Below are 18,876 nucleotides of genomic sequence, written 5' to 3'. Positions count from 1 at the left end.
CGGCCGTGGCCCGACGGCCGGTCAGAAGGCGCCGGCCGAGCCGTTGAAGTAGTGCCCCTTGGCCAGGTCCTCGAGCAGGTCGGGCCGGGTCGGGCGCCAGTCCAGCGACTCCCGTGTCAGAGTGCTCGACGCCGGTGCGTCGAGGCCGAGGAAGGCGCCCAGCCAGCCGAAGTGCTCGGCGGCGGCTTCCGGGGCCACGGACGTGACCGGCACATCGAGGTGACGGCCTATCACCTCGGCGACGTCACGGATGGCGACGCCCTCCTCGGCGGCGCCGTGCAGCACGGCACCGGCGGGAGCCTTCTCCACCGCGAGGCGGAACAGCCGTGCGGCGTCCAGGCGGTGGACGGCCGCCCAGCGGTTGGCGCCGTCGCCGATGTAGCCGGAGACGCCCTGGGCACGGGCGATGCCCACCAGCGTCGCCATGAACCCGTTGTCCCCTTCGCCGTGGCAGGTCGGAGCGAGGCGCACCACGGACGAGCGCACTCCGCGTGAGGCGAGCGCCAGAGCCGCGGTGGAGGTGGCCGCGCGCAGAGATGTGGGCGAGCCGTCGATCGTGGGCAGGTCCCGCTCGGTCGACACCTGACCCGGCTTCAGACCGGCCAGCCCGGAGGCGAGGACGAAGGGGCGGTCGCTGCCGGCCAGTGCGTCGCCGAAGGTGTCGACGGCGCGGCGGTCCGCTTCGGCGGCGCCCTTGTAGTCGCCGGTGAAGGCGACGTCGTGCTTGAAGGCGAGGTGGACCACGCCGTCCGAGGCGGCGGCGGTCGTGCCCAGGAGGTCGAGGTCGTCCACGGTGCCGCGGACCACCTCGGCTCCGGCGGCGGTGAGTGCCTCGGCGGAGGCGGTGGAGCGCGCGAGCCCGAGGACCTGGTGCCCCGCGTCGACGAGTTCGGGAACGAGGGCGGATCCGATCCAGCCGGAAGCGCCGGTGACGAAGATGCGCATGGGAAAGCCCCTCAACGGTTGATGTCAGTGACTGTCATCGACGCTACCACTCGATGTCAGTGACTGTCATCGATGTCGGGCGCCTGATGTCAGCTACTGTCATCGCGTAGGATCCGCGCATGGGCAGATGGGAGCCGAACGCGCGCGAACGCCTGGCGAAAGCGGCGTTGGAGCTCTACAGCGAGCGGGGCTACGAGCAGACGACGGTGGCGGAGATCGCCAAACGGGCGGGCCTCACGGAGCGGACCTACTTCCGGCACTACGCCGACAAGCGCGAGGTGCTGTTCGACGGCTCCGGGGCACTGCAGGAACTGTTCGTCAACGCCGTCGCCGAGGCCCCCGAGTCCGCGGCGCCGCTCGACGCGGTGGCGGCCGGCCTGGAGGCCGTCGGCACGGTGTTCGTCGACCGCCGCGAGCACTCCCGGCGGCGTCGGGCCGTCATCGTGGCGAACGCGGAACTCCAGGAGCGCGAACTCATCAAACTCTCCTCGCTGTCGGCCGCGCTCGCCGACGCCCTGCGCCGACGCGGCGTCGGCGAGCCGGCCGCGAGCCTGACCGCCGAGGCCGGTGTCGCCGTGTTCAAGGTCGGCTTCGAGAGATGGACCGCGGCCCCCGAGGACCGGACCCTGGCGCGGGCGATGCGCGAGTCCCTGGCGGAGCTCAAGGCCGTGACCGCGGGCGGCTAGGGCCTGATGCGGAAGTGGCCTCGCGCGGCAGGCGCCACTTCCGCACCAGGCCCTGGACGGACGTGGGCGCGGTCAGGGCTTGCGGTCGCCGTCCTCGTGCACGCCGGGCGGTGACGTCGGCGTTCCGAGGCGGCGCCTGAGGAACGGGTCCTGGGACAGGACGGCGCCCACGCTGAGGCCCACGGCGACGGCGACACACACCACGATCAGCCAGGACAGCAGAACGAACACCGAACCCGCGGGGCCGTAGTCGGCCAGCGCCCGGTTCAGGGCACGCGGCATGTAGAAGTGCGCGGTCACGGACAGGGCGCTGACCGCGACCGCCGTGATGACGGCACCCGGCAGGAGGGGCGGCCAGCGGACCGCGCCGCCCAGCAACAGATGCTGGGTCCACCACCACAGGGCCATCTGGATGACGAGGACGACCGGAGCGCCCAACGCCGCTCCCTGGCCGAACCCGGTGTGCAGCAGCCCCTGCACGACCAGCGCGCCGAGCCACAGGACGATCCACGCCAGCCACCGCCACGGAGCGACCTTCGCCTCGCCTCGGGACAGCAGCCAGGCCCGTCTGCACAGCCGCTGCACCGCGCGGCTCACCGCCGTGGCCGACAGCAGCACCATCAGCCCGCCCACCAAGCCGGTCGCCTGGCGCAGATCGTCGTTCGGAGGCTGAAGCGCCTGCTCCAACTGGGCCCTCGACTGCCCCGTCAGGCCGAACACGGCCTTCACCGACGCGACGACCTGGTCCTGCATGCCCTCCGGCGCGTACGCGCCCAGCACGAACAGCAAGGGGACGGCGGTGAGAAAACACTGCGCCGCGATGCGGGTGGCGGAGTCGAAGATGTTCACCGACACCAGGCGGTCGACGAGTCCCGTGACCACCGGAAAGCGGGTTTCCAGGCGTGCGTGGAAGGCTTTGAGCCGTGCCGTCAGATGCTGGTTGCGGTCACGCCACCACGACGCACGCAGCAGGGACGGGATCCTTCGTCGGGGGCCGCCTTCGCGCTCTTCGCCCTCGGGCCGGTTCGACGGCGCGTCGGAGCCGGACTCCGCGCCCGTACCCCCGGCGCTCATCAGACACCGGTGCGGGGGGAACCGGGGCAGGGCGCCGGGGCCCCCGCCGCCGACGGCACGCCTGCCGAAGTCTCCATCGAGCCGTTCCTTCCCACCTCAAGAGTGCGCGCGGGGTCAGGCCCCCTCGGGACGGTCGCCCTGCGTGGCCGAGGCGCGGTCGGGTGGTGGCTGGGCCGGCTTCCCCGGCGCGGGTACGGCCCGGCCCGGCGGCAGTATCTGCACGGTCACGAAAGACACGACGGCCGACAGCAGCACCACGGGAGTCATCGCGGCGCTCCCCATGATCAGGACGACCAGCAGTGCGCTGCTCACCGGCAGCCGCAGCGCCGCGGCGGACGCGGCCGCCATGCCCGCCGCCATGCCGGGTACGACGCCCAACCCGGGGAGCGGCGCGAGCAGCACGCCAGCCGCCGCGCCGAGGAAGAGCGCGGGAAAGATGGGGCCACCGCGCAGACTGCCCAGGCACAGGGAGTACGCGGTCGCCTTGAACAGCAGTACGGCGATCAGCGCACCTACGCCCCAGGAGTGCGGGTCCTGGGCCAACTGGCCCAGCGCGGTCTGGCCGGACGACGCGACATCCACCGGTGTCCGGTCGGTGACCAGCGTGTACACCGCCGCGCACGCCCCGGCAGCCAGCGCGCAGACCGTCGTACGGGCGATCGTCCGCTGCGAGACGAACACCGCGGTCAGACGCCCGGTGTTCATGATCAGGTGCAGGGCGAAGCCGATCGCGACGGCCATCACCACGGACCAGAGCACGTCCCCGGCGTCCACCCGGGGCGTCGGCACACCCAGGTCCACCGACAGACTCCCCGTCGACAGACCGGTCCAGCGGCCGAACCCGGTGAACACGAGCGAGCCGATCCCGCTGGCCAGCAGGGCAGGCAGCATGACGGCGAACAGCTGCGGGCCGCCCACTCCGGCCACCTCGATGAGGATCACCGCACCGATCAGCGGATTGCCGAAGATCGCGGGCAGGGCCGAGGCGGCTCCGGCCGCAGCGAGCAGCGGGGTGCTCTGCTGCGTCACCGGGGCACGGGCCAGCTGCGCGAAGAGCAGGGCGAGGCCACTGCCGAGGGCGATCAAGGGGGCCTCGGGGCCGAGCGTGGCGCCGAGCGGCAGGCTGGCGAAGGCCGCGAGAACGACCCCCGGGAGGGCGGACGGGCCCTGCTTGGGAGCGTGCAGACCACCGGCCGGGACATGGCCGCCGGCTCCCGGCAGATACCTGACCACGAGACCGACGGCGACGCCGGCCACCGCCAGCAGCGGCAGCGGCCACCACCAGGGCGGCGTGTCCCACCCCAGCTCGGAGGGCAGGTCGTCCCACAGCGCGCCCTCCAGTTCGTGGACCGCGGCCAGGAACCAGAACGCGATCAGAGAGACCGGGATGCCGATCAGCGCGCAGAAGACGAGCGCCTTCTGATAGGCCGGTCTCCGCAGCAGTTCACGCAACAGGTCGGCCTCTTCCGGCTGTGTACCGGCGGCCGGCGCAGCCGCAGACCCCGCATCAGGCACGACCCCGTTCCTCCCGTGTCCGTCGCCGTCCGAGGAACAGCGTCCTGAGTCATTGCAGCACCGGGCCCTGCCCCCTGCATGTCCGCACAGCTCCGTCCGGCCCCTTCCGCGGCGCGAGCCGATTGAGCGCGTACGGTTATTGGCGGCGCATGCATGTAGAGCGCGTATGCATCTGAGCTCCCGGGTACCCAAGAAGCACATCCACCCGTGCGACCGCACGCGAAAGGGGCTGCGAGGCATGCAGATCGATCTGAAGGGGCGCACCGCGCTGGTCACCGGATCCACCCAGGGCATCGGCGCGGCGATCGCCGCCGGCCTCGCCCGCGCGGGTGCCCGCGTGGGCGTGAACGGCCGCAGTCCCGAGCGGGTGGAGCAGAGCGTCGCCGAACTGGCCAAGCAGGTGCCGGGCGCCGAGTGGGTCCCCGTGGCCGCGGACGTGACCACGCAGGAGGGCACGGACCAGGTCGCCGGGATGCTCCCGGACGTCGACATCCTCGTGAACAACCTCGGCGTCTTCGGCGCCGCCGACCCGCTGGAGATCACCGACGAGGAGTGGCGCCGCTACTTCGAGGTGAACGTGCTCTCCGCCGTACGGCTGACTCGGCTGTACCTTCCCGGCATGACCGAGCGGGGCTGGGGCCGGGTTCAGTACATCGCGAGCGACTCGGCGATCGTCACCCCGGCCGAGATGATCCACTACGGCATGTCCAAGACCGCACTCCTCGCGGTCAGCCGGGGCTTCGCCAAGCAGGCCGCCGGCACGGGCGTGACGGTGAACTCGGTCATCGCCGGGCCCACCCACACGGGCGGCGTCGAGGACTTCGTCCACGAACTGGTGGACCGCAACCTGCCCTGGGACGAGGCCCAGCGCGTCTTCATGCGCAAGCACCGCCCGCAGAGCCTGCTGCAACGCCTGATCGAACCGGAGGAGATCGCGAACATGGTGGTCTACGTCAGCTCCGACCAGGCCTCGGCCACCACGGGCGGCGCGCTGCGCGTGGACGGCGGATACGTCGACTCGATCCTGCCGTGACCTCGGCGATGCTCAGGCCGGGCCGCCACCGGTGAACCCGTGGACGGTCACCGGTGAACCCGTGGACGGTCACGACTCCGCGAGCCGATTGGGCCGGAGCAGCAGCAGGGCGATGTCGTCGATGGGCTGGTTGGAGCGGCGGGTGCGCCGGACGAGGCCGTCCGCGAGCTGGTGCAGCGGGAGGTCGCCCGCCTCGCCGAGGTGGCGGGCCAGGTCGGCGATGGTCCGGGTGATGTCGGTGCCGGGGTCCTCGACGAGGCCGTCGGTGTAGAGCGCGAGGAGTGTCTCCGGGACCAGGGGCAGCGTGCTGACCGGGTACGAGGGAGCGCCCGCTCCGACGCCGAGCGGGGGACCCGGACTGATGTCGACGACCTCGGCCTTGTGGTCGGCGTGCCGCAGCAGCGGGGGCGGATGCCCCGCGCTGGCGAGGGACACCTCCTGGCGGGCCAGGTCGAGGTGGGCGTAGAGGCAGGAGACGAAACGGCTGGCGTTGAGGTCGGCGAGGTCGCGGTCGGTGTGGATGAGGACCTCGTCGGGAGCGGCTCCGGCGGTGGCGTGGGAGTGGACGGCCATGCGGACCTGGCCCATCAGGGCGGCCGCCATCATGTCGTGGCCCTGGACGTCTCCGATGACCGCAGCGGCGGTGGTGTCGGTCAGGCGGATCAGGTCGTAGAAGTCGCCGCCGATGTTCATGCCCTGCCCGGCCGGGAAGTAGCGGGCGGCGACTTCGAGTCCGGTGACGCTGGGCAGCGCCTGGGGCAGCAGCGTCTGCTGAAGGGCGAGCGCGAGGCCGTGCTTGGCGTCGTACAGGCGTGCCCGGTCCAGGGCCTGGGCGATGAGCCCGGCGAGCGGCGTGAGGATGGAGCGCTCGGCCCCCGGGAAGGTGTGCGGATGGTTGTAGGCGATGAGAAGACAGCCGATGGGACGCCCGGAGCTGAGGAGCGGCAGGAACGCCCACGCCTGTTTGTCGCTGATCTGCGGCGCCTTGGGATAGAGATGCGCCAGTTCGCCGCGGTCGGCGAAGAACGACGCGGCGCCGGTCGCCAGCGCGTGCCCGGCAGGTGTGAGGTCGGCGTCCGTGGGCATGCCGTCGAACTGGTCGATGACCCTCGGCTCGTAGCCGCGGTACCCGATGATCCGGATACGGCCGGCATCGGCGGTGGACATGATCATGCCGTGGGCGCCGAAGCCAGGCAGGATCTGGTCGCCGACCAGATCGACGACGTCCTGGACACCGACGGTCTCCGTCAGTGCGGCGGCCAGGCCCATCAGGAGATGGATACGGCTGTCCGGCGGAGCGCCGGTGGAGGCCGGGCGGGTGCCGATGGGCCTGGACGAATGGTCGGGCGTGACCAGGATGCTGGTCCCGGTGTCGTCCGTGTGGAGCCGCAGGTCGAGCCACTGGTCCGGCGGGCGCAGCACGGTCAGACCGAGAGGCTCACGACTGCTCATCGCGATCCGGTACGCGTCCATGTACGCGATGTTGTCGAGCCACGGAAGCGACATCCACGGCTCTGCTCCCAGCAGCTGCTCCAGGGGGCTGCCCAGCAGAGTCGCGGCGGCCGTGTTGACGTAGGTGATCCGCCCGGCGAGATCGAGCGAGAGGGTGCCGACGGGGAGGCGTTCGACGAGGGTGGCCGCCTCGTGCGCGGACTGCGAGCTCGTGTCCTGGTGGTGGGGCCGGACGAAACGAGGACGGTCGGGAATGTCGGGTGCGGAGGAGGCCGAGTTCAGCACCCGGGCGACCCGCCGCGCGGCGGAGGCCATACGTCCGCGCTCACGCGGGCTCAGACGGGGCGAACGGTCGGGGGCCCACAGCAGCAGCATCGTGCCCCGGCAGTGCCTGAGGCCCCTGAGCGGGACGAGCGCGAACGCGATCTCATAGGGGAGGCTCGCGGCGACGCGCGGGTAGCAGCGCGCCAACTCCTCCAGGGAACTCACCCAGACGATACGCTCGTTGCGTACCGAGTCCTGGGCGGGGCCATGGGCGGCATAAGCGGTGCGCCACCAGGGCGCGAACGCGTCGACCGGGATCCCGCACAGCGCGATCAGGCCCAGCACTTCCTCGGCCGGGTCCAGTACGTAGACGCCCCCGTACCTGGCACCGGTGCGCTGCACAGCCGCAGCCAAGGCCTCACAGAGCGGATCAGCATCACCTGGCGACTCACGGGCCCCGGTCATGCGGCGCAAACCCTAACGCCCATATCAAGAACGCTAAGCCCGCGCGGAGGGTGAGGCATGTGGATCAGATGCGGAACGCCGCCGTGCAGCGACTGAGGCAGACGTCCTGCGCGCCGAGGTTTCGAGGGCACAGGAGCCCCCGCACCCTGGACGCCTTCTGTAATGATCCGGTCACCTTGCGAAGTCGGCGGTGTCAGGTGAGGGGAAGCGTATGGACTCGGGCAGGCCTCGGTTCCTCGGCAGGTGCGGAGTCGTGGTGACGGGTGCCGCGGCGCCGTTCGTCCAGGGCAACCAGGGCTGGGCCGACACCACCCTCTGCACCACGGGCGAGTCCTGTTCGATGTGCATGAGCGCGATGGCGTGGGCGAACCTGCGGCGCGTCGTCTGGGCCAGCTCGATCGACGACATCCGCGGCACCGGGATCATCCAGATCGACCTGACGGCACGCCTGGTGGCCGACGCGGCGAGCTCCTTCTGCACCCCGCAGCTGCTCCTGGGCGGCGTCCTCGCGAACCACACCAGCCGCCTCTTCCGGGAGGCCCGGCGGCTGCGCGAAAACCTGCCGGACGCGCCGGGGGCGACGTACGGGTAGGCGCCGCCCTCGCTCCGTACGGATAGTTATGCTCGGGCACTGTGAGTGACCAGCGCGGCGGGCGGGCGGACGAGCATCGGGAACCGGGGACGGCGCTGCACCTCGCCCTTGTCCTGCTGGTGGCGGCGTCCGGGGCGGTGGAAGCCATCTCCTTCACCGCGCTGGCGCACGTCTTCGCCGGAGTCATGACGAGCAATCTCGCCCTGCTCGGGATGGCCATCGGCCGCGGACAGGCGACCGGCGTGACCGCGGCGGTGCTGGCGCTGACCGGGTTCGCCCTGGGCGCGGCCGTGACCGCCCGGCTCACCCGTCGCAGTGCGGACGCGGGAAGGGGCTGGCCCGCGCCGGTGATGTTCTGCCTGGTCGGCGAGGCGGTCGTACTGGCCGCGGGCGCCGTGAGCTGGGCCGCCCTGGACGGAGCGCCGGGGCAGACCGCGCGGGACGCCTTGCAGTTCGGTGCCGCCGCGACGATGGGCGTCCAGTCGGCGGCCATGGTGGCGGCCGGTCGAGCCGCGTCACCGACCACCTATCTGACCGGGACGCTCGCCACCTACATCGTGCGGGGCGTGGGAGCGGGCCGCCCGGATCGCTGGGTGCCCGCTCAGCTGGCCGCGCTGATGGTGGGGGCGGGGATTTCCATGCTGCTGCTCCGGGAGGCCCGGGGGTGGGCCGGCGTGCTGCCCGTGGTGCTGGTGGTGTGCGCCATCTCGACGGCCGCCGCGCCGGTGATCCGCAGGCGCCGTGTCCCGGGCGGCAGTTGAGTGCCGAGTGAGTACCGCTGAGCTCCGCAGCAGGCAGGGGGCGCTTCGCCGACCCGCCGGCCGGGCGAGCGTGCCGGTCGGACAGTGGGTCGGCGCGACCGGAAACCAGGTGCGGGCTGTCCACACGGTGGTGTGTCATCGGTGGCATGACGATCGCGTTGGGCAAGCCGGGAGTCGACGGGTTGAGCGAGACCGTGGGTGTGCTGCGGGAGTGGCAGTACGACGGGGCGCCCATACAACTGCATCCGGGAGACCTGGGCTGGTTCTGGCGGTTCGGTCCCGGCGCGACGGCCGATGCGGTCCGGACCTGGAGCCGGGGCGGAAACATTCTCGCCGTCGGGCTCCTGGACGGCCCCGACCTGCTGCGGCTGACGCTCGCACCGGACGCTCACCACGACGAGGAGCTGGCGCGGCAACTGGCCACGGACGTGTCCTTGCAGGAACGCGGAGTTCTCAGGGAGGGCAAGGCCTGCATAGAGGCCCCCATGGCCGCGCTCGTCCAGGAGCTCCTGGACGAGGACGGCTGGGACGTCGACGAACCGTGGACGCCGCTGCGTCGTGACCTCGCCGAGCCGGTGGAGGACCCGGGCGTGCGGATCGAGGTGATCGGGCCGGAGCAGGCGCACGTGCGGGCGGCCGTACAGCGGGCGTCGTTCAGCACCTCGACGTTCACGGACGAGCGCTGGCACGCGATGGCGGGCGGACTGCCGTACGCCGACGCCCGGTGTCTCGTCGCGTACGGCGACCGGGGCGACGCGGTGGCGGCGGTGACGGTCTGGTCGGCCGGTCCGGGCAGGCCCGGCCTGCTGGAACCCATGGGCGTGGCTCAGGAACATCGAGGTCGCGGCCACGGCAGGGCGATCACCCTCGCCGCGGCGGCCGCGCTGAAGGAGTTGGGCTCGTCGAGCGCGATCGTGTGCACGCCGAGCTCCAACGTCGGCGCCGTAGCCACGTACAGGTCGGCCGGCTTCGAACCGCGCCCCGAGGTCCGCGACCGCCGCCGGGACGCGTAGCGGCCACGGATCAGTCGTGGAGAGCGGCGGACCTCTTCAGCAGGAAGCGTCCGCTCGCGCCCGTGCACAGCAGACCCGCCACCATGCGGACGAGGCTGAGGGCCGGGCCGGAGGTCCAGTCGACGCGGGCGGCGCGGGCGGCCAGGACGACGGTCATGGTGGCCGCGGTGCCGGGCAGGGCGAGCAGGGCCGGGCTGGTGCGCGAACAGGTCGTCCCCGGCGAGGGCGCCCGGGACGCCGATGCCGAGGGCGAGAGCCCACACGCCGAGTGCCTGTGCGTCGAGGCGGTCGGTGCGCCAGGGGACGAAGCCGGCCCAGGTGGCGGCGGAACGAGGTGCGGGCGTGCCCGTGCGCGGGTGTTCGCAAGGGTGAAGGACCCACCACCATCCGGACGCCGTCCGCGTGGCGCGCGCAGCAGCCGTGGCGCCCGTGGTGTGCCCTGAGGTGACAGGACGACTCACCCGTGAAGGAGACACACGGCATGCTCGGACAGTCGCAGGCCTTCAGCGGCTTCTCGGTCGACGACCTCGACGAGGCCCGCCGGTTCTACGGGGAGACTCTCGGCCTCCAGGTCGAGGAGACCGGCGAGGGCGAGATGCGCATGCTGACCCTCAGGCTCGGCGGCGGCACGCAGGTCTTCGTCTACCCCAAGCCGACGCACACCCCCGCGACCTTCACGATCCTCAACTTCCCGGTCGAGGACATCGAGGCCGCCGTGGACGAATTGCAGCGGCGCGGCGTGTCCCTGACGCGCTACCCCGGATTCGAGCACGACGAGAAGGGCATCGTCCGGGTCGGCAACGGCGGCCCCGCGGCGATCGCCTGGTTCACCGACCCGGCCGGAAACGTCCTCTCCGTACTCCAGGAACACTGACCGGCCACCCGCTGCCTCTCCCACCCTCGTGGGCGGTGACATGGGTGGACGCACGCGAGAGGCTGCCCGGGACCGGGACGCCGGTGGCGTCCGCCTGCCGTGCGGCCCGTCAGGCGACGGGACCGTGACCCACTGGGCCGAACCGCCCACCCTGCCGGGCGGGAAGACGCACGGCGGCCTCGGGAAGGACGTGGAGCCGGCGCTCCGGAACGCCTGGAGCGCCCGTCCTCTCACCTGACCCGGCCCGCACCCACGGGTGATTGACGGCCGGGACGACGGATAACGGCACCCGCTCGCCGGAACAAGAAGGGGTAGGACCCCTTGGTGAGAGGGAGGTAGGCATGGCCGCATCCCACGGCTCCGTCGTGATCGGTTTCCAGTCCAGGCACATCCGGAGCGATGAGGCGACCGCCCCCCGCGAGGCAGCGCGATGACCCCGGACGTCCAGAGCCCGGTCATTGAGCAGCCGCGCCAGTTCTACGACGGCGGTGTCGACGCCGCCGCGGGGCAACCGGAGGTTCCGCCCGACCCCGACGCGGATCCCCGCATCGAACTCGTCCGGCATGTCCTCGGCGGCCAGGAGGAGTTCGCGATGCGGCGCCGCATCGCCTACCGTGACCGCCACCTCGGCGAGCTGCTGGTGCCCCGGGTGACCGCCACCTTCCGCACCGACCTGACCTCTGTCCCCGCCTTCTTCACCTGGCTCGTGCCCAAGACCGGGGACCATCTGCCGGCCACGCTGCTGCACGACGGCCTGATCCACCCGCCCGGCGACCCGACGTACACCTCGACCGAGGGCCACGTGGTGCTGCGCGTGGCGGCCGACCGGGTGCTGCGGGACGCCATGGCGGATGCCGGGACCGCGCTCGTGAGGCGCTGGCTGGTCTGGTCGGCCGTGGCGACGGTGACGATGCTCGACGGCGGGGGAACGGGCTGGACGAAGGGACGCGCTTGGTACAACCGCCTGGTCGCGGCCCTGACCGTCGTACTGATCCTGGCACTCGGCGTCCTGGCGACCCTCGACCTCTTCGACATCGGGATCCCCTTCAACCCGACACAGCTCTGGATGGGCGACCGGACATGGTTCGTCGAGATCGTCAACGGGCTGTCGGCCGCGATTGCGATCCCGCTGCTGCTCGCGCGGTTGTTGTGGGGCAGGAACCTCTGGATCGCCGGCGCCGTCGTGGGGGTCGGCCTGTCGGTGCTGCTGCACGTCACGGTCGCGGTGCTCGCCATCACCGGGCTGTACCAGGTCGTCGAGCGCTTCACGCGGAGCGTGCCTCGTGCGGCGGGCGCAGTGGCGTGTGTCGGGATGGTGGCGGCGCTGGTGTGGTTCGTGGTCGCGATGACCGTCACGCGGTGATGGACCGGGCCCTGTGGCCGGCCCGGGAAGTTCGTACGAGGGCGTGTCAGTGCCGCACCCGCGTCGCCCCGGCGGCCACCGAACTCCTTGTGCTGCAGCGGCAGATGGAGATGCGCGATCCTCGGCCGCTGGCTGCTCGCCGGGGTGTTGCCGAAGAACAGGGACGGCACGAAGAGGAGCCCCCGTCAGCGGGTGGCGCTGTCGACACCCCTGGGACCGCGGAAGATCCGAGGTCCTACGACAGGTGGAACACGCGTCCGAGGGCGTCGGACAGGGCGGACGCCGCCCCCGTCGCCCCCGCCGCGGCCGGCGGGGACAGTCGGGCACCCAGATAGCCGTCCGGGCGGATGAGGAAGGCCGTCGGAGCATCGACGCCGTACAGCCGCGCGAACTGCGCCGCGCCGTCCCGGAAGACAGGCAGGCGCCGACCGTCCGGGTCGGTCGGTCGGCGGACGGCTTGCGGTGTGACCTCGTCCCGGCTGACGACGAACGCGGTCAGCTGGTCACCGACCAGCCGGTGCCCGGTTGCGGCGGCCTCCCGGCAGGAGGCGAGCGCGTCGGACGAGTCGGCGTACAGCACCAGCACGTGCCCGCGCTCACGCAACAGGTCGTACAGACGCAGGGGCGCGACGGCCACGCCCGCGAGGAGACCGGTGCAGTCGGGCGCACGCTCACCTGCCTGCGGGCCCGGTGATCCCGCGTCGCCGGGCGCCGCCGGGGGAGTGTCGCCGGCCGCGACCAGGGGACTGCCGGGGTAGGCCACGAGCAACTGAGCCTCGCGCGACATCACCGTCGTCATGTCGTCCGGCGTCGCGCGGATGCCCTCGGTGGCGTGCTTGACCGTACGTCCCACCACCTCCTCGCCGATGGGGCGACGCTCGGCGTCATAGCTGTCGAGCAGCCGGGGATGGGCGCCGCCCTCCAGCGCGAGTGCCAGCTTCCAGGCGAGGTTGTAGGCGTCCTGGATGCCGGTGTTCATGCCCTGGGCACCGGTCGGCGGATGGATGTGCGCGGCGTCCCCCGCGACGAAGACACGGCCGACGGAGTACCGGTCGACCAGGCGATGACTGATGCGGAAGACCGACGACCAGCGCATGGCGGACGCTGTCGTGGGCTGCGGGGACAGCCGGTCGAGGACTGCCTGGATGTGCCCGAGCCCGGGCGCCCGCCCGCCTTCCAGCCCGTGGGCGACCGAGTCCTGCGATGCGCCTTCGGCATGGGCCGAGAGCTCCGGCGGCACGAGCATCGACATGCGGTACCGGCGATCCCCGGGCAGCGGGATACAGACCAGGAGATCGTCGATGCGGCCGTCCTCGTCGTGGTGCGTGGCGCGTACGCCGTAGCCCTGCGGGAGGCTCCAGTCCACCTCCACGTCGGCGAGCATGTACTCCTCCGGGAACGCACCCCCCTCGAAGGCGAGCCCGAGCCCCTTGCGGACGGTGCTGTGCGCCCCGTCGCAGCCGATCAGGAAACGTGACCGCACCTCCTGCTCGGCACCGGAGGCCGTGACGATCCGGCTGACCACTGCGCCCTCGTCCTGCGTGAACCCCACCAGTTCGGTGCCCCGCTCGATCCGCGCACCGAAGCGAGCGAGCTGCTCCTCGATGATCCGCTCCGTCTCGTACTGGGGCAGAGCGGCGAAGACGTACGGCACCTCGGGCGGCAGCCGCACCTCGAAGCGAGCCTGCTCGACGCCGCCGTCGTACAGCACCTGCCCGCGCATCGGCACGGCGACCTCGAGAGCGGCGCGGACCATGCCCATCCGGTCCCAGATCTCCAAGGTCCGCGGTTGTACGCCAACGGCCTTGGCGTACGGCAGCCGGGCCGGAAGCCGGTCGATGACACGGCAGGCGACCCCTTGCCGCCGTAGTTCCGCCGCAGCGGTCAGCCCGACGGGTCCCGCACCCACGATCAGTACGTCCGTGTCCACCACCGGCGTCTCCCGCCACAGGCCCCCCTTCTGGCCGGCCTCCATCGTCCACCGCGGGGAACGGGACAGCGACTCCGGGGGCCGGGAGGGAAAGCCGGGCCCGGGTGGTGCGTCAGGGCACCCGTACACGCCGCTGGTAGGCGCAGGCGTCACAGCATCCAGGTCCGGGTGCCGAACGACGCGCACGCCCGTGAAGCCACGAGAGCTGCGGCGTGCAGCGCCTGCACGAAGCCCTCCGCGGAGAGCTGTCGCCCGGCGGCGAGGTGATGGGTCAGCGCCCCGTGCAGGATGTCCCCGGCGCCGAGTGTGTCCGCGACCGGCACGACGGGCACCTCGACCGTCCCGCTGCCGCCAGGACCTGCCCACTCGATGGGCTGTCCTCCCTGGGTGACCGCGGTCCAGCGGACTCCCTGCTGCCGGAGAAAGCCCAAGGTGTCGGCGGGGGTACGGGTCCCTGGCGGGTGGAAGTCGGCGGAGCAGACCGCTACGTCGATCCAGGGCAGCAGGTTCCGCGTGCCCGGCTTCCAGCTTCCGGCGTCCAGCACGGTCACACGGCCGGCGGCGCGCGCGGCTCGGGCGGTGGCCGTGGCCAGTTCCGTGTGGTGGCCGTCGCACTGGACGATGTCGCAGGCTGCCACCAGCGCGTCGAGGTCGTCGGGTGGCGCGAGCCGGTGTGCGGTGGCGTTGGTCGAGGCGACGGCGCGCTGTCCGGTGGAGGCGGTGACCATGATGGAGGAGACGGCGGGCGGATCGGTCGCGTGAACCGCCAGGTCCGACACGGCCACACCCGCCCGGTCCAGATCCGCCGTCACCGCGAGCGCCAACGGGTGGGAGCCGATCGCGGTGAGCAGCCTGGCCGCGCCACCCAGATGGGCAAAGGTCACGGCTGCGTTCGCCGCGGGGCCGCCGGCGGCCACGGTCTGGTCACGCGCGGTGAGCTTCTCGTCGGGACCGGGGACACGATCGACGAGCTGGATGACATCCACAGTGCAGAGGCCGACGAACAGCCCTGCAGGCCGCCTGCCCGTTCCCGACTCCATCCAGGTGCACCTCCGCTCGGCCCGGCGCTCGGGGGTCATTGCCCGGACCTGAGCGGATCACAGGGCCGGCCTCTTCAACCGTGCCCACCGCTGCCCGGGTCCACCCTTCCGCACACGCAGCCGACGAGTCCGGTCAGGAGCCCGCTGGAGACCGGTCAGGAATCGAGAAGCCCCCGTAGGCGGGCCCCGCCTAGCGTGAAGGACATGGAATCCACCGCATCCACCGCATCCACCGCATCCACCAACTCCCTCGCGTCCGTCACCATCGAGGTCGCCGACCTCGAAGCCGCGCGCCGCTTCTACGCCGCCTTCGGAGTGGACCGGCACATCCGTCTGCGGGAGTCCGAGGCGCACTCCACCGGATTCCGCGGCTTCACACTGGCCCTCACCGTGTCCGGACCGGCCACCGTCGACGCCTTCCTGGGCGCCGCAGTGAACGCCGGCGCCACCGTACTGAAGCCCGCCGCGAAGTCGCTCTGGGGCTACGGCGGCGTCGTACAGGCACCCGACGGGACGATCTGCAAGGTCGCGACCACGGCGAAGAAGGACACCGGCCCGGCGACCCGCGAGATCGACGAGGTCGTCCTGCTGCTGGGCGTCGAGGACGTGAAGGCCAGCAGGCAGTACTACGTGAGCCGCGGCCTGACCGTGGCCCGGAGCTTCGGCGGCAAGTACGCCGAGTTCGCGGCCGACGGGGCCGACCCCGTCAAGCTTGCGCTCTACAAGCGCCGCGGCCTGGCCAAGGACCTGGGCGTCCCCACCGACGGCACGGGTTCGCACCGTGTCGTCCTGGGCAGCACGGCCGGCGCGTTCTCCGACCCGGACGGTTTCGCCTGGGAGGCCGCCACCCGCCTCGACACCGCCTCGCCCGGGGAGTCGGCCGCTTCCTGAGGGCCGGCACCCTGCGCCGCTCGGACCTGCGGGTCAGAAATCCGTGGGCAACCCGCTCACCTCGGCGATGCCGCGCAGCTCCTCCGTCTGCCTGTGCCGTTCCCGGATGTAGTCGGCGATCTCGCCGAGACGGTCGGGGTCGGAGGCCGTGGTCGCGTCGGTGACGATCCGGACCGGACCGCTGTCATCGACGTCGATCTCGACCACCTCGTTGTCCAGGCGGCCGGTCACGGCCGTGGCGATGACGAGAGCGGCCTCGTCACGGACCTCCTGCGGCAGTTCGTCGCCGTCCGAATCGAGCGCGAAGTCGAGGGTGGAGAGGCGTTCCTCGTCGATCGCCTTGAGGACCGGTTCCACCACTCGCAGCAGGAGCCGGTAGTCCTCTGTGTCCATCCGGATACGCAGGAGGTCCAGGTACACCTCCACGGGCTGGCCGTCGCCTTGCGGAACCTCGTATTCGCTCATCCATCCCGTGTTCCCCACCGGACGCGCCTCAGACGTGTTGCCAGCGAGCCGCTGCGAAGGAGAACAGACCGAACAGCACCAACCCGGCCGCGACGCAGACCAGCAACGACGGGCCGAGCGGGGTGTCGGCGAAGGTACGCAGCGTGTCGTCGAGGCCCTTCGCCCGATCGGGTTCGTAGTCCACGGCCGCGCGCACGGCGAAGACGCCGAGCGCCGCGAACACCAGCCCTCGGGCGGCACCGCCGACCACGCCGGTGACATCCACCAGCCGCCGCGTCCGGCGACTCATCCGCCCGAGCTGGAGGTCGTCGTGGTACTTGCGCATGACCGCCCGTGCGCCGATCCAGACGCCGCCCACGACTATGCCGGCCCCGGCCGCGCCGACCAGCCACTGACCTGCGGGTATCTCCAGGGCCCTGGCGGTGGCGTCACGGGACTGCTGGTCGCTGGAACCGCCGCCGTGGTCCGGGCTCGCGGCGAACGACAGCACGGAGTAGGCGACGAAGACGTAGACCGCGAAGCGGCCCGCCGCGAGCAGCCGCTTGCGCGCGCTGCGGCCCTCCTTCCCGAGCGAGCCGAAGAGCGCCTCCGCCAGCCGCCACAGGGCCATTCCGACGAGCCCGATACCCAGCGCCCACAGCAGTACGGCGCCGAACGGCTTCTGCGCCAGTTCCTCCACGGCGCCTCCCCGGTCGGCCTGCTTGCTGGTGTCGCCGAAGGCGACCTGCAGCGCCAGCGCGCCGACGAGCAGATAGATCACGCCCCGAGCGGTGAGGCCCGCCCGTGCCGCCCCTTCGGTGACCGAACCTCGCGCCGCCTGCCGGGCCCGAAAACGCCCGGTCCACGCCCACGCACTCGCGTCCATAGAGACCTCCCGGCAATCCGGATGCCCCGACCCGGCGGCGACACACGCGGACCACCACAGGTCATCGCTCCCGGTCCGGGTTCCGCGCGGGGCAGAACTCACCGGCGCGCATTCCGCGAACGCCGCCGGTACGGAGAGGGAGCCCAACGCAGCCGTACTCCGGTGACGCGGGCGATGGCACGAAGATGCGGCCCTGTATTGCCGATGAACCAGACCGCACGATCCGCGTGCGACCACACATAGGCCGGAACGCCGTCGTCGAGGAGGGATGTCAGCCGTGGCTCTTCGAGTTCCTCGGCCGCGAACTCGTAGAGCGCGGGGAGACGCGGGGCGATGAGCCCGTAGTCGAGCATGCGGGCGAGGGCATGCTCGGCGAAGACGACTTCTTCCACGGAGCCGGCGATCGGGTAGTTCTTCGGAAACGACCGAGCGAGGTCCAGGAACCACTTGACGCTTCGATGCCGAGGGTCCACCAGCCGGGGGCCGGGGAAGGCCAGCGGCCCCAGTGCGAGTCGCGGATCCGCCAACATCGCATGGGTGTAGACAACGCGAAGAAGCGCGACGTTCATCATGAATCGCTCTGCTTTGAGTTCCTGTGCAGCCAGGTCCTCATACTTCAGATATCCGGCGACAACGCTGGCGTTGTGCGCCCGGTACCAACGGGCCGGCGACGGCTCACGAATGAAGTCGATCCAGCACCGCACGCTATGGCTGCTGGGGACTCCCGAGGAACTGCCGGTCAAGAGCCCGGCCTCGATCTTGTCCCGCAACAGGACTTCATTCACACTGCGCCACCACGCACTGCCGGCCGGATCCGAGGACGCCGGCTCCAGCACTCCCCGAGCGGCCGACCAGCGCATGAAGCTCAACTCGGCATGCCCGTACCGTCGGAAACGTCCTGACGTCGCGTCATAGAAATCCGCCGCCAGCGCAAGCCGTCCAGCCGTGTCGTCCCGTACCACCCCGACCCGCTCCTCCGCACGAGCGGCGGCGTCAGCCACGGTGACTCAATCGGATCGGCGTCATGGGAGAACCTCATGAACTGAGGACTGGACCCTCGGAAAATTCCGCATACGGCGACAACAACACTCATGATTACGGTACCGCGGCGAATGCCGATCCGAACAAGATCGACGCCAATGCATCTGCTCCCTGGCCCGACCCCAGGTCTGTTCTCGGGATGCCGTCTGCCGGATGAACAGGCAGCCGTGGTCCCAGAACACCTTGTCCATGCGCGCCGCCGCGACCACCGCCTGGCTGCCCACGAGCCAGATCTGTCCCAGGGCCAAGTTCCAGGGCGCCCAGTCCACGGGGTCACCGTGTTTCCCCGCGCGGTTTCCCGGCACGGTTTCCCCGCACGGCGGAGAGCCAGTTGGCTCCGGGTGGACTCGGCAACCATGGCCGAGCATGCCTCAGTGGGAGACTGCTCCGGGAAGCGCGGGAGATGCCGACAGCAGCCGTCCCGCCGGAACAGTAGGGCCGCCAGGACGTCCACGGCCTTGCTGACAATCACCGTTGCGGCACCACCTGCATCCCCGGCATCGTCAATGCCGTCCTGGCCTTGCGGCTCGCCGCGTCAGCATGAGACCGGCGGGTCTTCGAGCATCGACAAGGACACCGCGACCACGGCGCAGGGTGTGTGTCGTCC

18 protein-coding genes are annotated in these 18,876 nt (G+C 71.5%); 8 read left to right on the top strand and 10 right to left on the bottom strand.

Annotated features, from left to right (window positions below; all coding sequences use genetic code 11):
• Window positions 1–21: 21 nt before the first annotated feature.
• Window positions 22–945, bottom strand: a complete 924-nt coding sequence (locus tag AC3ETA_RS37115) for an SDR family oxidoreductase (RefSeq protein ID WP_432197292.1) — start codon at window positions 943–945, stop codon at window positions 22–24.
• 119 nt (window positions 946–1,064) lie between these two features.
• Here AC3ETA_RS37115 and AC3ETA_RS37110 point away from each other — a divergent pair, with 119 nt between their 5' ends.
• Window positions 1,065–1,631: a TetR/AcrR family transcriptional regulator gene (locus AC3ETA_RS37110; protein WP_432197291.1), complete on the top strand. Its 567-nt coding sequence runs from the start codon at window positions 1,065–1,067 to the stop codon at window positions 1,629–1,631.
• A 72-nt stretch (window positions 1,632–1,703) separates the two neighbouring features.
• Here the strand turns inward: AC3ETA_RS37110 and AC3ETA_RS37105 are convergent, their stop codons facing one another.
• The gene (locus AC3ETA_RS37105; RefSeq protein WP_432197290.1) at window positions 1,704–2,705 is read right to left on the bottom strand and encodes a YhjD/YihY/BrkB family envelope integrity protein; all 1,002 of its coding nucleotides are present in this window, start codon (window positions 2,703–2,705) and stop codon (window positions 1,704–1,706) included.
• Between the two features lie 114 nt (window positions 2,706–2,819).
• Window positions 2,820–4,220 (bottom strand): chloride channel protein, encoded by a 1,401-nt coding sequence (locus AC3ETA_RS37100; RefSeq protein WP_432197289.1) that lies wholly within the window; start codon window positions 4,218–4,220, stop codon window positions 2,820–2,822.
• 238 nt (window positions 4,221–4,458) lie between these two features.
• On the opposite strand from AC3ETA_RS37100, the gene AC3ETA_RS37095 reads away from it, so the two are divergent.
• Complete coding sequence (locus AC3ETA_RS37095; protein WP_432197288.1) at window positions 4,459–5,253, top strand: SDR family NAD(P)-dependent oxidoreductase; 795 nt, start codon at window positions 4,459–4,461, stop codon at window positions 5,251–5,253.
• Window positions 5,254–5,322: 69 nt separating this feature from the next.
• Here the strand turns inward: AC3ETA_RS37095 and AC3ETA_RS37090 are convergent, their stop codons facing one another.
• Window positions 5,323–7,434, bottom strand: coding sequence for a SpoIIE family protein phosphatase (locus tag AC3ETA_RS37090; protein ID WP_432197287.1), 2,112 nt, complete (start codon window positions 7,432–7,434; stop codon window positions 5,323–5,325).
• Between the two features lie 211 nt (window positions 7,435–7,645).
• Between AC3ETA_RS37090 and AC3ETA_RS37085 the strand changes: the two genes are divergently transcribed.
• The 3 genes from AC3ETA_RS37085 (at window position 7,646) to AC3ETA_RS37075 (ending at window position 9,800) form a co-directional block, all read left to right on the top strand.
• Window positions 7,646–8,026, top strand: a complete 381-nt coding sequence (locus AC3ETA_RS37085; RefSeq protein WP_432197286.1) for a cytidine/deoxycytidylate deaminase family protein — start codon at window positions 7,646–7,648, stop codon at window positions 8,024–8,026.
• Between the two features lie 41 nt (window positions 8,027–8,067).
• The gene (locus AC3ETA_RS37080; protein WP_432197285.1) at window positions 8,068–8,787 is read left to right on the top strand and encodes a YoaK family protein; all 720 of its coding nucleotides are present in this window, start codon (window positions 8,068–8,070) and stop codon (window positions 8,785–8,787) included.
• Window positions 8,788–8,933: 146 nt separating this feature from the next.
• Window positions 8,934–9,800, top strand: a complete 867-nt coding sequence (locus tag AC3ETA_RS37075) for a GNAT family N-acetyltransferase (RefSeq protein WP_432197284.1) — start codon at window positions 8,934–8,936, stop codon at window positions 9,798–9,800.
• Between the two features lie 10 nt (window positions 9,801–9,810).
• Here AC3ETA_RS37075 and AC3ETA_RS37070 read toward each other — a convergent pair whose 3' ends face one another.
• Entirely contained in the window at window positions 9,811–9,957 is a 147-nt protein-coding gene (locus AC3ETA_RS37070; RefSeq protein ID WP_432197283.1) for a hypothetical protein, read from the bottom strand.
• A gap of 324 nt (window positions 9,958–10,281) precedes the next feature.
• On the opposite strand from AC3ETA_RS37070, the gene AC3ETA_RS37065 reads away from it, so the two are divergent.
• Window positions 10,282–10,674 carry a VOC family protein gene (locus AC3ETA_RS37065; RefSeq protein ID WP_432197282.1) on the top strand — a complete coding sequence of 131 codons (393 nt, stop codon included), beginning with the start codon at window positions 10,282–10,284 and terminating at the stop codon, window positions 10,672–10,674.
• 430 nt (window positions 10,675–11,104) lie between these two features.
• Window positions 11,105–12,037, top strand: a complete 933-nt coding sequence (locus AC3ETA_RS37060; protein ID WP_432197281.1) for a DUF1353 domain-containing protein — start codon at window positions 11,105–11,107, stop codon at window positions 12,035–12,037.
• 235 nt (window positions 12,038–12,272) lie between these two features.
• On the opposite strand, the gene AC3ETA_RS37055 is transcribed toward AC3ETA_RS37060, so the two are convergent.
• Both AC3ETA_RS37055 and AC3ETA_RS37050 read right to left on the bottom strand, forming a co-directional pair.
• Entirely contained in the window at window positions 12,273–14,012 is a 1,740-nt protein-coding gene (locus AC3ETA_RS37055; RefSeq protein WP_432197280.1) for an FAD-dependent monooxygenase, read from the bottom strand.
• A gap of 104 nt (window positions 14,013–14,116) precedes the next feature.
• On the bottom strand, window positions 14,117–15,007 hold the full coding sequence (locus tag AC3ETA_RS37050) for a PfkB family carbohydrate kinase (protein WP_432197279.1): 891 nt from the start codon (window positions 15,005–15,007) through the stop codon (window positions 14,117–14,119).
• A 204-nt stretch (window positions 15,008–15,211) separates the two neighbouring features.
• Between AC3ETA_RS37050 and AC3ETA_RS37045 the strand changes: the two genes are divergently transcribed.
• Window positions 15,212–15,898 carry a glyoxalase gene (locus tag AC3ETA_RS37045; protein ID WP_432197278.1) on the top strand — a complete coding sequence of 229 codons (687 nt, stop codon included), beginning with the start codon at window positions 15,212–15,214 and terminating at the stop codon, window positions 15,896–15,898.
• 33 nt (window positions 15,899–15,931) lie between these two features.
• Here the strand turns inward: AC3ETA_RS37045 and AC3ETA_RS37040 are convergent, their stop codons facing one another.
• From AC3ETA_RS37040 to AC3ETA_RS37030, 3 genes are all read right to left on the bottom strand, one after another.
• Window positions 15,932–16,363: a hypothetical protein gene (locus tag AC3ETA_RS37040; protein ID WP_432197277.1), complete on the bottom strand. Its 432-nt coding sequence runs from the start codon at window positions 16,361–16,363 to the stop codon at window positions 15,932–15,934.
• Window positions 16,364–16,391: 28 nt separating this feature from the next.
• Window positions 16,392–17,228: a DUF1206 domain-containing protein gene (locus AC3ETA_RS37035; RefSeq protein ID WP_432197276.1), complete on the bottom strand. Its 837-nt coding sequence runs from the start codon at window positions 17,226–17,228 to the stop codon at window positions 16,392–16,394.
• Between the two features lie 98 nt (window positions 17,229–17,326).
• A complete protein-coding gene (locus AC3ETA_RS37030) occupies window positions 17,327–18,229 on the bottom strand; it encodes a hypothetical protein (protein ID WP_432197275.1) in 903 nt (300 codons plus the stop codon).
• Window positions 18,230–18,876 lie beyond the last annotated feature (647 nt).

The organism is Streptomyces sp. bgisy027 (assembly GCF_057710365.1).
The sequence above is the reverse complement of the archived record's forward strand: the minus strand, read 5'-3'. Positions and strand labels throughout refer to the sequence as shown.